This window comes from Actinoplanes philippinensis (assembly GCF_900113015.1).
GTDB classification, from domain to species: Bacteria; Actinomycetota; Actinomycetes; order Mycobacteriales; family Micromonosporaceae; genus Actinoplanes; species Actinoplanes philippinensis.
Window position 1 is genome coordinate 205,851 of sequence record NZ_FONV01000001.1, and the last position, 14,238, is coordinate 220,088.

The 14,238-nt window shown below is 73.3% G+C and carries 11 protein-coding genes and 1 pseudogene; 2 read left to right on the plus strand and 10 right to left on the minus strand.

Going from position 1 to position 14,238, the window contains the following annotated elements:
- Positions 1-43: 43 nt before the first annotated feature.
- Positions 44-1,132 (minus strand): efflux RND transporter periplasmic adaptor subunit, encoded by a 1,089-nt coding sequence (locus BM290_RS00920; protein ID WP_239143339.1) that lies wholly within the window; start codon positions 1,130-1,132, stop codon positions 44-46.
- A 112-nt stretch (positions 1,133-1,244) separates the two neighbouring features.
- On the minus strand, positions 1,245-3,521 hold the full coding sequence (locus BM290_RS00925; protein ID WP_093608939.1) for a histidine kinase dimerization/phospho-acceptor domain-containing protein: 2,277 nt from the start codon (positions 3,519-3,521) through the stop codon (positions 1,245-1,247).
- Between the two features lie 63 nt (positions 3,522-3,584).
- Here BM290_RS00925 and BM290_RS00930 point away from each other — a divergent pair, with 63 nt between their 5' ends.
- Positions 3,585-3,944 (plus strand): response regulator transcription factor, encoded by a 360-nt coding sequence (locus BM290_RS00930; protein WP_093608941.1) that lies wholly within the window; start codon positions 3,585-3,587, stop codon positions 3,942-3,944.
- Positions 3,945-3,982: 38 nt separating this feature from the next.
- Here BM290_RS00930 and BM290_RS00935 read toward each other — a convergent pair whose 3' ends face one another.
- The 3 genes from BM290_RS00935 to BM290_RS00945 all read right to left on the minus strand — a co-directional run bounded on the left by BM290_RS00935 (position 3,983) and on the right by BM290_RS00945 (position 6,497).
- Entirely contained in the window at positions 3,983-4,768 is a 786-nt protein-coding gene (locus tag BM290_RS00935) for an ABC transporter permease (RefSeq protein ID WP_093608943.1), read from the minus strand.
- Positions 4,765-5,712, minus strand: coding sequence for an ABC transporter ATP-binding protein (locus tag BM290_RS00940; protein WP_093609816.1), 948 nt, complete (start codon positions 5,710-5,712; stop codon positions 4,765-4,767). The genes BM290_RS00935 and BM290_RS00940 overlap by 4 nt, the downstream gene beginning before the upstream one ends.
- A 140-nt stretch (positions 5,713-5,852) precedes the next feature.
- Complete coding sequence (locus BM290_RS00945; protein WP_093608945.1) at positions 5,853-6,497, minus strand: PadR family transcriptional regulator; 645 nt, start codon at positions 6,495-6,497, stop codon at positions 5,853-5,855.
- An 84-nt stretch (positions 6,498-6,581) separates the two neighbouring features.
- On the opposite strand from BM290_RS00945, the gene BM290_RS00950 reads away from it, so the two are divergent.
- Positions 6,582-7,466: an inositol monophosphatase family protein gene (locus BM290_RS00950; protein WP_093608947.1), complete on the plus strand. Its 885-nt coding sequence runs from the start codon at positions 6,582-6,584 to the stop codon at positions 7,464-7,466.
- A 174-nt stretch (positions 7,467-7,640) separates the two neighbouring features.
- Here BM290_RS00950 and BM290_RS00955 read toward each other — a convergent pair whose 3' ends face one another.
- The 5 genes and pseudogenes from BM290_RS00955 to BM290_RS00975 form a co-directional block, all read right to left on the minus strand.
- Positions 7,641-8,240 (minus strand): LutC/YkgG family protein, encoded by a 600-nt coding sequence (locus tag BM290_RS00955; protein ID WP_093608949.1) that lies wholly within the window; start codon positions 8,238-8,240, stop codon positions 7,641-7,643.
- A gap of 230 nt (positions 8,241-8,470) precedes the next feature.
- Positions 8,471-9,877 (minus strand): annotated as a pseudogene (locus BM290_RS00960) (lactate utilization protein B); the annotation flags it as partial.
- 38 nt (positions 9,878-9,915) lie between these two features.
- Positions 9,916-10,650 carry a (Fe-S)-binding protein gene (locus BM290_RS00965; protein ID WP_093608951.1) on the minus strand — a complete coding sequence of 245 codons (735 nt, stop codon included), beginning with the start codon at positions 10,648-10,650 and terminating at the stop codon, positions 9,916-9,918.
- Between the two features lie 3 nt (positions 10,651-10,653).
- Positions 10,654-12,033 carry a rhamnulokinase gene (locus tag BM290_RS00970; protein WP_093608953.1) on the minus strand — a complete coding sequence of 460 codons (1,380 nt, stop codon included), beginning with the start codon at positions 12,031-12,033 and terminating at the stop codon, positions 10,654-10,656.
- Positions 12,030-14,060 (minus strand): bifunctional aldolase/short-chain dehydrogenase, encoded by a 2,031-nt coding sequence (locus BM290_RS00975; protein ID WP_093608955.1) that lies wholly within the window; start codon positions 14,058-14,060, stop codon positions 12,030-12,032. The genes BM290_RS00970 and BM290_RS00975 overlap by 4 nt, the downstream gene beginning before the upstream one ends.
- Positions 14,061-14,238: the final 178 nt, after the last annotated feature.

The following is a 14,238-nucleotide window of genomic DNA, read 5'->3' on the forward strand; positions in this document are numbered from 1 at the left end:
CGTGCTGTGTTCCGGCAATCCTGTCGTTCCGGCAGTCCCGTCACTACCAGGAACGCACCACCTGGTCGCCCTGCTCCAGTCCGCCGGTTATCTCGGTGTAAAGGTCCCCGCGGAGCCCGACTGCCACAACGCGCTCCTCCGACCGGTTGCCGACCCTCAGGAGCACGGTGCCCGATCCGCCGGACACGTCGTGCACCGCCGTCGACGGCACCCGCAGCGCGCCGGACACCTCGCCGGTGCGCACCTTGACCTGGGCGCTCTGCCCGACGAGGAGGTCGGCGGGCGGGTCGGCGAAGGCCAGCACCACCCCGTAGCGGACCAGCGTGCCGTCCGACGTCCCGGCCGGGTCCACCTGCACCACCTCGGCCGTGTAGACGTCGTCGGAGTCGGCGAGGCTCACCGTGGCGGCCTGCCCGGCGGCCAGGGCGCCCGCGTCGGCCTCCGGGAAGTCGGCGCGCACCTGCATGGCGTACGTGTCGGCCAGGCTGATGAAGGTCGACCCGCTGCGGACCTGGTCACCGACCTTGCCCTCGACGGCCACGACGGTCCCCGCGATCGGCGCGGTGAGGGACGTTCCGTCGAGTGCCCGCTGCGCCAGCTCGACCGCCCGGGCCGCCCGGTTGACCTGCTGTTCCGCGGTGAGCACCGGGTCGCCACCGGTGTCCGGGTAGCCCCTGGTCGCGCACGGGGTGGCGGCTCGCGCCCCGACGGCGGCGCGGATCCCGGCGGCGAGGGCCGGTGTGGCGGTCCGTCCCGGCCGGGCGCAGGTGGTGGCGCTCGCGGTGGCCCGTGCCGCGACGGTCCGGGCGGCGCTGAGCCGGGTCCGGGCCTCGGTGAGGCTGCTCCGGGCGTCGGCGAGGTCGTCGGTGGCGTCGGTGGCGTCCAGGGCGGCGAGCTTCTGGCCCTTGCTGACCCGGCTGCCCGCGCGGACCTGCACCGACCCGACGGTGCCGGCGACGGTGAAGGCCAGGCTGCGGGTGGTGGCCGGCTCGACGGCGCCGGTGGTCGCCACGTCCACGGTGACCGCGCCCCGGTCGGCGACGGCGACGACGATCGCGGCCGGTCTGCCACCGCTGTCGCGGTTGAGGGCCCCGATCACCCCGCCGGCCACCGCCCCGCCGACGACGATCACGGCCCCGATCCACCGAATGCGCCGTTTACTCGCGTTTTGCCCCGTTGTATCGCTCACGAACGTGATTGTGGCTGTTTCCACCCGATGTCGGGCCCCGGATCCGGCAAGACGGTCAGGACGCCCGGGTCAGCTGACGGGAGATCGTCTCCATCGTCTCGCTGATCTCCCGGGCCCGTTCGTGCAGGTCGTGCAGCACGTCGCCGGTCGCCGGGTCGTGCTGGGCGCGGTCCTCCAGGTCGGCGCAGAGGGCGGCGAACCGGTTCGCGCCGAGCGTCGCCGACGACGCCTTCAGGCCGTGCGCGAGACGGGCCAGGTTGCGGGTGTCGCCGGTGGCCGCCGCCTCGTCCATGCGGTCCAGCACACCGGGCAGGCGGTCGGCGAAGTTGTGCAGGATCTCGGCGAGCCGGCGGCGGTCCTCGGGCTCGGCGTCCGGGCCGGCGATCACGTCGGCGCAGGCCCGGATCGTGTCCGGCTCGCCGTCGTCCGGTCCGGGCAGACGTCCGGCGCCGGCCAGGCGGACATCGGCGTACGCGGCCGCGGTCGCCAGAACCACGTCGAGGTCACCGGAGTCGACCGGGCGCGACAGGATCCCGTCCACACCGGCCGCCGTGAAGTCGTCCTTCTCGTCGTCGCCGGCCGGGCAGATCGCGACGATCCGCGGCACCCCGTGCAGCGGCGGGTCTGCGTGCATCAGCCGGACCGCCGCCGGGCCGTCCAGCACCCCCAGGCCCGATCCGAGCAGGACCAGGTCGTACCGGTCGCGCTGGACCGCCTCGGCCGCCGCCTCCCCGTCGGCGACCGTGATCACCCGGTGCCCGCGGCGTTCCAGCTGGCGACGGGTCAGCCGCTGATCCACCGGATCGTCCTCGGCCACCAGCACCAGCAGCTGCTGTTTGCGCCCGTCGACCGGGGCGCGGCCGACGAGGGCCGGCTGCGGCGCCTCGGCCAGCAGCACCGCGACCGTCACCGTCGTACCCCGCCCGGGTCTGGTCTCGGTGGTGACGCCGCCGCCCATCGACGTGGCGAGCCGCCGGGCCAGCCGGATCCCCGGGTCGGGCAGGCGCTCGGCCGGCACGCCGAGCCCGGTGTCACGGATCGAGAAGCGCACCTCCAGACCCTCCGGCCGGGGGTGCGCCGAGACGCTGACCGTGACCGCGCCGTGCTCGGTGGTGGCCACCGCCTGGCGCAGGAGCGCGGTCAGGATCCGGCGCACCCGCACGTCATCGCCGTGGACCCGCTCCGGGCAGCCGGCCGACAGGTGCGCGGCCAGATGCAGGCCCTTCGCCTCGGCGGCGGCCGCCACCGGGTCCATGGCCCGGCGCACGCAGCCCCGCAACGAGAACGGCCGACGGTCCAGCAGCAGGTCGCCGCTCTCGATCCGGGCCAGGTCCAGCAGGTCGTCGACCACGCCGAGCACGGTGGCGCCGCTGTCGTGGACGGTGGTGGCGAGTTCGCGCTGCCGGTCGTCCAGCCCGGTCTCCAGCAGCATCCCGGTCATCCCGGTCACCGCCGTCATCGGCGCGCGGATCTCGTGGCTCATCGCGTCCAGGAACGCCGACCCGGCTGCGGTCGCCGCGTTCGCCCGGTCGCGGGCCCGGCCCATCTCCGCCATCGCCTCGTTGAACGTGACCGCCAGCTCGGCCAGCTCGCGCGGGCCCCGGACCGGCACCGGCGTGAGGTCACCCGCGCGGGCCCGGCGGACGGCGGCGGCCAGCGTGTCCGCGGTACGGCTCACTCGCCGCTTCAGCAGGTGGCCGCCGGTCAGCACCATCAGCGTCACCAGCACCGCCACCCAGACGATCATCCAGCGGCTGTTGCGGGCCACCGCGCCGACGTCGCCGATCCGCCGGTCCAGCCGGGTCTGCTCGTGGCTCAGCATGCCGTCGGTGGCCGCCCGCAGCACGGAGATGTCGGCTGCCGGGTCGATCCGGGCGAGCAGCCCGCGGTGGACCGGGTCGTCGCCGGCCAGCCGGCCCACCTCGTCGGCCCGCACCCGCAGGAGGTCCGCGGGGGCGGTGGTGGTGATGGCCGGCGGGCTGAACGGGTCGGCGCCGGGGGCGCCCGGCACCACCGCCGCCGCGCCGGCCGGGTCGGCCACGTCCGCGGGGTCCATCGGCTCCAGCACGCCCGCCTCACCCGGCTCGGTCACCGGGCCCGGCGGCGGCGCCGGCGTCTGCGGGGGCGCCGCGAGACCGTCCACGGCGGCCCGCAGCGCGACGATGCTGTCCATGATCTCGCCGGACCGGCGCAGCTCGGCGTGGGCCTGCAGGCTCTCGTCGTTGCGCAGGAACCCGGTCGCCGCCACCGCGGCGACAGCGGTGAGGGTGAGCAGCACCGCGGCGCGCAGCAGCCGGCTCACGCTCCAGATCCGGTCCCCGAACTCCGGCACGGCCCTTACTGTAGGGAGTGATCAACGGCGCCGGGGACGCTTTGCGATCAGCAGGGGGTGAGGGTGACTTCGGTTCTCGTGGTCGACGACGATCCGACGCTGCTGCGTATCATCGAGACGGTCCTCACCTCGGCCGGGTTGCTGGTGTCGTCGCGCAACACCGGGGAGGCGGCTCTCCGCGCCGCCCACGCCCACCCGCCGGACTGTGCCGTCCTCGTCGCCGGCCACGACATGACGGCCACCGCCCTCTGCCAGGCCCTGCGCGCCGCCGAGGACACCGCCGACGTCCCGATCCTGCTGCTCACCGAACGGGGCCGCTGGCTGGAGGCGGCCGCCGCGTTCGATGCCGGCGCCGACGACTACCTGCCCAAGCCGTTCACCGCCCAGGACCTGGTCCGCCGGGTCGAGGCCCTGACCCGCTGACCCGGTCGGCGGGTCACGGGTCAGAGCCTCCTCCGCGGCTAGACCGACTTCTGATAGGCCCGGAAGGTACGGGTGGACAGGAACACCATCGCGGCCGCCGCCAGGGCCAGCCAGCCGCAGCGGACGGCGACCACACCCCAGTCCGGGCCGGCGCTCATCGCCGCCCGGGCCGCGTCGAGCGCCCAGTTCACCGGATTGCCGTGGGCGACGGTCCGCATCCACGACGGCATCAGCGCCTCCGCCATGAACGCCGACGACAGGAACGTCAGCGGCAGGAGCAGCAGCGTGTTGACGCCGATGATGGTCTCCCGCTGCCGCACCAGCATCCCGATCGTGTTCGACAGGGCGCTGAACACCGTGCCGAGCAGCAGCGCCGCGACCAGCAGCACGCCCAGCCCGGCCGGTCCGCCCGGATAGTCCGCCCCGGCCGCCAGCCCGAGCAGGATGATCGCCAGAACCTGCACGGCCGTGCTGATCCCCTGCTCGACGACGAGCGCGTTCATGATCGCCGACCGGGACACCGGAGTGGTGAGCAGCCGGTTCATGGTGCCGCGCTCGATCTCCTCGAGCACGCCCATGCCGGCCCACATGTTCGACGAGACCGCTGTCATCACCACCACACCGGGCACGATGTAGTCGAGATAGTCACCCGCTCCGAACCCGGGCAGCTCCACCACCCGGCGGAACAGATTGCCGAACAGGAACAGCCAGATCGCCGGCTGGACCAGCAGGATGACCACGAACGCCGGCTGCTTGACCAGCACCTTCAGCCGCCGCCCGGTCATCCACCAGGTGTGCGCCGCGAGAGTCGTGGCGGTGCTCATGCCGCGTACCTCCGTCCCGCGTGACGCAGGTACACGTCGTCCAGCGAGGGCCGGGCGACGGTGACGGCCGCGACGCCGATCCCGGCCGACTCCAGGGCAGCCAGGGCCGCCGGAACGGCCGCGGCGCCGTCGTCGGCCCGGGCGCTGAGCCGCCGCCCGTCAAAGGCGACCTCCCGCAAGCCCGCCACCAGCGCGATCACCTGCCGCGCCGTCGGCTCGTCCGGTGGTTGCCGCAGTTCCAGATGTACGGCGTCCCCGCGCAGCTCCTCCTTGAGCTGCTCCGGTGTCCCGTGGGCGACGACCCGTCCACCGTCGACGATGGCGAGCCGCGCGGCCAGCCGGTCCGCCTCGTCCAGGTAGTGGGTGGTGAGCAGGATCGCCATCGACTCGCCAGCGGCGAGCCGCCCGATCTCCGCCCACATGGCCGCCCGCCCCTCCGGGTCGAGCCCCGTGGTCGGCTCGTCGAGGAACAGCACGCCCGGCCGGTGCACCAGGGCCAGCGCCACGTCGAGGCGGCGCTGCATGCCACCGGACCAGCCCCGTACCACCCGGTCGGCGGCGCCGGTCAGGTCGAAGCGCTCCAGCAGGTCGTCGACCCGGCGGCGGAGCGCGGTGGCCCGTACCCCGAAGAGCCGCCCTTGCAGGGTGAGGTTCTCCCGGCCGCTGCCCATCGGGTCGAGCGCGGACCGCTGGGCGACCACGCCGATCTCCCGGCGCACCCGCTCCGGATGCCGCAGCACGTCGTGGCCGGCGACCTCGGCCCGACCGGAGTCGGGCCGGGCCAGCGTGGTCAGGATCTTGACGGTGGTGGATTTGCCGGCGCCGTTCGGCCCGAGCAGGCCGAACACCTCGCCGGGCCGGACGTCGAGGCTCAGCCCGTCGAGGGCCCGGACCCCGCCGGGATAGGACTTGCGCAGATCGTCAGCCGTCACGGCATGACTCATGGTGATCACTCCTGATCTCCACGGGCCGTGTCCGGATATCCTGGTCACTGCTACACGCCTCGGATGCCCGGACCGTTCCCGCGGTCGGTGGTGAGGTGGCGGCCCCGGCCGGTGTTCCCGCACCGGCCGGGGCCCTTCTGTCATTCGGGTGGCGCCCCCGGCCCCATCAGCTCGCTGAGGTCGGGCATCACGCCGGTCTCGTGGAACCGGCGCCACGCGCCGAGCCCCGGGACCGACCCGTCGTGCAACTCCCGGAGGAGACCGGCCAGCCAGGCCTCCTCGGCCTGGCGCATGGCCAGCGCATACTCCGCCTCGATGAGGAAGAGCCGCGGCACCTCGCGCCGGGTGGCGGTGAGCGCGGCGCGATCCGCCTCGTTCTCCGCCGTGAGCGTCCGGTGTCTCTGCCGCAGCAGCTCGATCATCTCGTCGGGCGGGAGCACCCCGGCGACCGACAGCGCCGAACGCAGCCGGGGGAACTCCTGCTCCGGCTGCCCGATCAGCTCGCGCAGCCAGTCGGCCATCTCGTGCCGGCCGGCCTCGGTCAGCCGATACACCGTGCGCTCGGGCCGACGGCCTTCCCGGACCGTCTCCGCCGCCTCGATGAACCCGTGCTTCTCCAGGTTGCGCACGACCGTGTAGAGCGAGCCCCACTGGATCTTGATGTCCTGATCCTTGCCGAAGGCCCGCAACTGGGCGGCGATCTCATACGGGTGCAACGGCTGCACGGTCAACGTCGCCAGGATGTGCAACCCGAGCAGGTTGCTCACCTTGCGCCGCTTCCCCATGGCCTTCGCTCCCGAGTCGCCGCCGATTATTCGTCCACGAGTATTACGTACGCGAGCAAGTCAGCTCAAGGCTAGGGTGCACCCATGCCGATCACCGACCGTGAACTGGCCATCGCGGCAGCCGAGGCCGGCGCCGCCGTCGTCCGCTCCCACTACGGCCTCCCACTCCCGGGGGCGCCGGCGCCGGTCCGTTTCGCGAAGGACGGCGACGATTTCGCGACGCTCGCCGACATCGAGGCAGAACGGGCGATCGTGACGATGCTGCGCAACGCGCGGCCCGGTGACCTGGTGCTCGGCGAGGAGAGCGGCCGCACCGGTGACGCCGGCAGCGACCGGATGTGGCTGGTCGACCCGCTCTGCGGGACCCTCAACTACGCCGTCAACAACCTGCTCGTCGCGGTCAACGTGGCGCTGCGGGCCGGCGGCCGGGCGGTCGCGGCGGCGGTCGCCGACCCGTTCAACGCCGAGGTGTTCTGGACCGGCGGCGACGGCGCCACCGCCCCACACGGCGCCACCGCCCCACACGGCGCCTCCGCCCCACACGGCGCCTCCGCCCCACACGGCGCCTTCGCCCGGCACGGCGGCGAGGACCGGCCGCTGGTTCCGTCGGCCGCCTCGCGTCTGGTCGACCTCAACCTGGATCCGCCGTTTCCCAACCGGCCTGGCTTCCTAGCCGCGGCGCTGCTCTCCGACGATGCTTTCATCGAGCGGTTCCGGCCCCGGGTCGTCTCCACCACGCTGGCCTTGGCGTGGGTGGCGGCCGGACGGCGGGCCGCCTACGTCACCGACGGCCACCTGCGCGACAGCGTCCACTTCGCCGCCGGCACAGTCCTGTGCCAGGCGGCCGGCTGCATCGTCACCGACCTCGACGGCGGGCCGCTGCACACCGGCCGGGGCGGCCTGGTGGCCGCCGCCGACCCGGAGACCCACGCCACCCTGCTGGCCCTGATCGCCGCCCAGCGGCGTTGACCCCACCACCGGCGGCAACGGCAAGCAACTCACCGTCCGGCGGGCCGGCTCAGTAGGTCAGGAGCGGCACGTGCAGGTGGCGGGGGCCGGGCACGCCCTCGACCCGGCGGGCTCAGCCGGTCAGAAGCAGGACGTCCAGGTGGCCGGGCCGGGCACGCCCTCGACCCGGCGGGCTCAGTCGGTCAGGAGCAGGACGTGCAGGTGGCGGGGGCCGTGCACGCCCTCGACCCGGTTGAGTTCGATGTCGCTGGTCGCGGACGGGCCGCTGATCCAGGTCAGCGGCCGGGTCGCGTCGAGGCGGGCGATCGCGTCCGGCACCGAGGCGACCACCTGCGCCGGCCGCAGCACGCAGACGTGCACGTCCGGGAGCAGCGTGATGATGCGCCGTCCCTGATCCGGTGAGGCGTCCAGCACGATGGTCCCGGTCTCGGCGACGGCGACCGCCGCGGCGGTGAGCACGGCGTCGGCTCCGGCGATGCGGTCCGGCGGCAGGCCGTCGTCGGCGAAGGCGCCCTCCGGACGCCACAGGTGCGGCAGGCCAGGGGGTACGAGCACCGCCCCGCCCTCCCCCACCAGCCCGGCCACGGTTGCGGCCACCTCGGCGGATGTCACCCGGTACACCTCGGCCTTGTAGTCGACGAGCCGGTCGACGAGCACATCGAGGTCGGCCCAGTTCGCCCCGGCGGGCCGATAGTCACGCGGCGGCTCGGGCACCACCGGCGCGTCCCGCAGCGCAGCCCGCACCCGCCCGAGAATCAGTTCCCGCGAGCTCATCGCTCATCCTCCCAGCCTGCCGACGACTCCCGGCCCGCGGACGCATCCGGGCTCGCCGACGACTCCCGACCCACCGACGACTCCGGGGCCGCCAACGACTCCCCGCCCGCCGACGACCCCGGCCCCGCGGACGCATCCCGGCCCGCCGACGAGCCACCGTCACTCCCGGACACTCCGGACGAAAAGCCCGGCGATGGCGGGTCGGCGGCGGGCCGGGCGGGGGTGTCCGTTCGCCCGGACCACCAGTCGCGGAACGTCTGCTCCGGGAACTCGGGCAGGTCGCGACCGGCCGTCCAGCCGGACAGCGGTGGGGGCAGGCCACGGCCACGCCGGCCGGCGATACGGGCCATCTTGGCGGCCCGCTGCGCGGACGCGTACCACCGGGGGCGATCCATGATCCGGGCGGCGGCCGCCATGGCCGCCTTCTCGGCCGCCGCATGGGGCGCCTTGTTCCGCAGGTGCACCAGCAGCGACGGGATGTCGATCTTCACGGGGCAGGCGTCGAAGCAGGCGCCGCAGAGGGACGAGGCGAACGGCAGCGAGGCGTTGTCAGCGACCCCGGTGAGCTGCGGCGACAGCACCGCGCCGATCGGCCCGGGGTAGACCGAGCCGTACGAGTGCCCGCCCGTCCGCTCGTAGACCGGGCACACGTTGAGGCAGGCCGAGCAGCGGATGCAGTGCAGCGCCGACCGCCCGGCGGTGTCGGCGAGGACCGCGCTGCGCCCGTTGTCGAGGAGCACCAGGTGGAAGTTCTGCGGACCGTCGCCGGGGGTGACCCCGGTCCACATCGTGGTGTACGGGTTCATCCGTTCCCCGGTCGACGCCCGCGGCAGCAACTGGAGGAAGACCTCCAGGTCACGCCACGACGGCAGGACCTTCTCGATGCCCATCACGGTGATCAGGGTGTCCGGCAGGGTGAGGCACATCCGCCCGTTGCCCTCGGACTCGACGACCCCGAGCGTCCCGGTCTCGGCGATCGCGAAGTTGGCGCCGCTGACCGCCACCCTCGTCGACAGGAACGTCTCCCGCAGGTAGCGCCGGGCGGCCGCGGCCAGCACCGGCGGGTCGTCGGTGAGCGCCGGGTCCACGCCGGGCATGGCGCGCAGGAAGATCTCCCGGATCTCGGACCGGTTCCGGTGGATGGCCGGCACCAGGATGTGGCTGGGCTTGTCGTCGCCGAGCTGCACGATCAGCTCGGCGAGGTCGGTCTCGACCGGCGTGATCCCGGCCGCTTCGAACGCCTCGTTGAGCCCGATCTCCTGGGTCGCCATCGACTTGACCTTGATGACCCGTTCCGAGCCGGTCGCCTGCACCAGGCCGGTGACGATGCGGTTGGCCTCGTGGGCGTCGGCCGCCCAGTGCACCACGCCACCGGCGGCGACGACGCGCTCCTCCAGCTCCACCAGCAGTTCCGGCAGCCGGGACATGACGTCGGTCTTGATCGCCGACCCGGCGTCGCGCAGCGCCTGCCAGTCGGGCAGCTCCGCGATCACCCGGCCGGACTTGCCGCGGATCGTGGTGGTGGCGTGCCGCAGGTTGCGCCGCAGCTGCGAGTTCTGCAGCGCGTCCCGGGCCGCCTGGGGGAACGGCCGGTCGCCGCGCAGGTGGCCGACGCCGCGCGGGGCGGTGGCCGGCATGCCCAGGAAGGTGCTCGATGATGCGCTCGCGGGCTCGCTCATGCGTACTCCGTGGAGGCCAGGATCTCGGCGAGGTGGACGGTCCGCACCCCGGTCCGCAGACGGGACAGTCCGCCGCCGATGTGCATCAGGCAGGAGGTGTCGCCGGCGGTGCAGACGTCGGCGCCGGTGGAGACGATGTTGGTCATCTTGTCGGCGAGCATCGCCGTGGACGTCTCGGCGTTCTTGATCGAGAAGGTGCCGCCGAACCCGCAGCACTGCTCGGCCGCCGGCAGCTCGACCAGGTCGAGTCCGCGGACCTGCCGGAGAAGCCGCAGCGGCTTGTCGCCGACCCGGGTCATCCGCAGGCTGTGGCAGGTCGGGTGGTAGGTGACCCGGTGCGGGTAGTAGGCCCCCACGTCCTCCATCCCGAGCACGTCGACGAGCAGTTCGGACAGCTCGTAGGTGCGGGCCGCCACCGACTCGCTGCGGGCGGCGAGCCCGGCGTCACCGTAGGCGGACGCGACCATGCCGTGCTGGTGCCGGATCGACCCGGCGCACGACCCGGACGGGACGACGATCACCTCGTACGGATCGAAGGTCTTCGCATATCGCCGGACCAGCGGCAACGCGTCCTTCTGGTACCCGGTGTTGATGTGCATCTGCCCGCAGCAGGTCTGCTCGAACGGGAACACCACCTCGTGGCCGAGCCGTTCGAGCAGCCGCACCGTGGCCTTGGCCGCCTCCGGGAAGAGCGTGTCGGCCAGGCAGGTGGCGAAGAGCGCGATCCGCACGGGTCACCTCCCTGCTCGTGCGGCCGCGGCGTCCCAGTCCTGCTCCGAGCCCGCCGGTGTGTAGCGCACGATGCGTTGAGTCTGGCGCACCAGCGCCCGCATCGCATCCAGTCCACCCTCGACGACCCCGGCGGCACGCGCCTGGACGAGCAGGTTGCCGATGGCGGTGGCCTCGACCGGCCCGGCCAGCACCGGCAGCCCGCAGGCGTCGGCGGTCAGCTGGCAGAGCAGCTCGTTCAGCGCTCCCCCGCCGACCAGGTGCACCACGCTGACGTCGCGTCCGGCCAGCTCCTGGGCCTGGCGCACCGCGCGCCGCTGCGCGAGCGCCAGGCTGTCCAGGATGCAGCGAACGATCGTGGCGTGGCTCGCGCCGGCGGGCAGGCCGGCCCGTTCGCGCAGCCGGCCCGCCATGTCGCCGGGCGGCAGGAAGACCGGGTCGTCCAGGTCGACGACGTGGGCGAGGCCCGGTTCGGCGGCGGCCGCGGCGAGCAGTTCCGGCAGGGCGGGCGAGCCCCATTCGCGCAGGCACTCCTGCAGCGGCCACAGGCCCATCACGTTGCGCAGGTAGCGGATCGTCGAGTCGACGCCGCCCTCGTTGGTGAAGTTCGCGGCGCGGGACTCCTCGCTCAGCACCGGCGCGTCCAGCTCCAGGCCGACGAGCGACCAGGTGCCGCAGGAGATGTACGCGAAGTCGTCGCCCTCGGCCGGGACGGCGACGACCGCGCTGGCCGTGTCGTGCGACCCGACGGCGATCACCGGGGTCCCGCCGAAGAGTCCGATCCGGTCGCCCGGGTGCCGTACCGGCGGCAACAGCCTGGCCCGCAACCCCAACTCGGAGATCAACGGCCAGGACCATTCGCGGGTACGGACGTCGAGCAGCCCGGTCGTCGACGCGTTGGTGTACTCGGCGCCGATCCCCCCGGTCAGCCAGTAGGCCAGCAGGTCGGGGATCATCAGCAGCCGGTCGGCCGCCGCGTACTGTGCCGTCGGCTCGGCCGCGATCAGCTGATACACCGTGTTGAACGGCAGTTTCTGCAGTCCGCAGACGTCGTAGAGGTCCTTGACCCGGTCGGCGATCCCGTCGGTGCGCGCGTCCCGGTAGTGGACCGGGTTGCCGAGCAGCGCCCCGTCGGCGTCGATCAGCCCGTAGTCGACCGCCCACGAGTCGATGCCGATGCTGCGGACCGGGCCGGCGGCGGCCAGCCCGTCGAGCACGCCCCGGTACAGCGACAGGATGTCCCAGTGCAGGGTGCCGACGACCCGCACCGGCTCGTTCGGGAACCGGTGCACGACCTCCAGCTCCAGGGTGCCGTCGTGGAAACGGCCGACCACGACGCGCCCGCTGGACGCGCCGAGATCGACAGCCGCGAACGCGTCGCTCATCGCAGGAACGCCGCGGCGACACCCGCGTCGACGGGGACGTGCAGCCCGGTGGTGTGGGTCAGGTCGCCGCCGGTGATCGCGAAGACCGCGTTGGCGATGTGCTCCGGCAGCACCTCACGCTTGAGCAGGGTGCGCTGCGCGTAGAACTCGCCCAGCTTCTCCTCGGGCACCCCGTAGACGGCCGCACGGTCGGCGCCCCATCCCCCGGCGAAGATGCCGGAGCCCCGTACCACGCCGTCGGGGTTGATGCCGTTGACCCTGATGCCGTGCGGGCCGAGTTCGGCCGCGAGCAGGCGGACCTGGTGGGCCTGGTCGGCCTTGGCGGCGCCGTAGGCGACGTTATTGGGGCCCGCGAAGATCGAGTTCTTGCTGGAGATGTAGATGATGTCGCCGCCCAGGCCCTGCGCGATCAGCACCCGCGCGGTCTCCCGCGACACCAGGAACGAGCCCTTCGCCATCACGTCGTGCTGCAGGTCCCAGTCACGGGCGGTGGTGTCGAGCAGCGACTTCGACAGCGACAGGCCGGCGTTGTTGACCACGAGATCGACCCCGCCGAAGGCCAGGACGGCCTGTCGTACGGCAGCGGCCACCGCGTCCTCGTCGGTGACGTCGAGGCTCACCGCGACCGCCACGTCGGTGCCGCCGATCTCCGCCGCCACGGTCGCGGCCGCCTCGGTGTCCCGATCGCTGACCACGACGCACGCGCCCTCGGCGGCCAGCCGCAGCGCGATCGCCCGGCCGATGCCCGAACCCGCGCCGGTGACCAGGGCGATCCGGGTGGCGAGCGGCTTCGGCTTCGGCATCCGCTGCAGCTTCGCCTCCTCCAGCGCCCAGTACTCGATGCGGAACTTCTCCGACTCGTCGATCGGCGCGTACCGGGAGATCGCCTCGGCGCCGCGCATCACGTTGATCGCGTTCACGTAGAACTCGCCGGCCACCCGCGCGGTCTGCTTGTTTGCCCCGAACGAGAACATGCCCACCCCCGGGACCAGCACGATCGCCGGGTCGGCGCCCCGGATCGCCGGGCTGTCCTCGGTCGCGTGCCGCTCGTAGTAGCCGCGGTAGTCCGCCCGGTACGCCTCGTGCAGCTCCCTGAGCCGGGCGATCACCTCGTCCAGCGGGGCGTCCGGCGCGGTGTCCAGGACCAGCGGCTTCACCTTGGTGCGCAGGAAGTGGTCCGGGCAGGAGGTGCCGAGCGCGCCCAGCTCGCCGGCCCGCTCGCTGCCGGCGAACTCCAGCACCACGTCGCTGTCGTCGTAGTGCCCGACCTGCGGGCGGTCGGTCGAGGCGAGCCCGCGGATCACCGGGAAGAGCGCGGCGGCACGCTCGTGCCGCTCGTCCGTCTCGAGTGCCGTGACCACTGCCGCGCCGAACGGCTCGCCGCGCCCGTGCTCGGCGATGTAGGCCGCCGCGGTGCTGATGATCTCGTTGGAGTTGGCCTCGCACTCCTCGCTCGTCGCGCCCCACGCGGTGATCCCGTGCCCGCCCAGGATGACGCCGATCGCCTGCGGGTTCGCCCGGTGCGCCGCCGCGATGTCCAGGCCGAGCTGGAAGCCCGGCCGCCGCCAGTCCACCCACAGCACCCGGTCGCCGAAGATCTCCTTGGTCAGCGCCGGCCCGTCGGCGGCCGTGGCGATCGCGATGCCGGCGTCCGGGTGCAGGTGGTCGACGTGCGGCGCGTCCACCAGGCCGTGCATCGCGGTGTCGATGCTCGGGGCCGCGCCACCGCGCCCGTGCAGGCAGTAGTCGAGGGCGGCGACCATCTCGTCCTCGCGCTCCACACCCGGGTAGACGCCGGTCAGCGCCCGCAGCCGGTCCAGGCGGAGCACGGCCAGGCCCTTCTCGGTGAGGGTGCCGAGGTCGCCGCCGGAGCCCTTCACCCACACCAGGTCGACCGGCTCACCGGTCACCGGGTCGGTGTCGGCGCCCTTGGCCGAGGTGTTCCCGCCGGCGTAGTTGGTGGTCCGCGGATCCGCGCCGAGGCGGTTCGAGCGGGCGATGAGCTCGGAGACTGAGGGGTTGGTCATGGGAATCCGCTCTTCGTTCGTCGGGTTCGGCGGTCACATCGTGAAACGTTTCAGAGTTACGCGTAGATTACGTGCGGCCGCCAACCCCGGTCAACCCCAACCCGGCCGGTTCTCGTAGCCGTCCCCCGTGCCGCTCGACAGCCCCGGAGCCGGCCGGAAACGATCTTGCCGGTGGTGT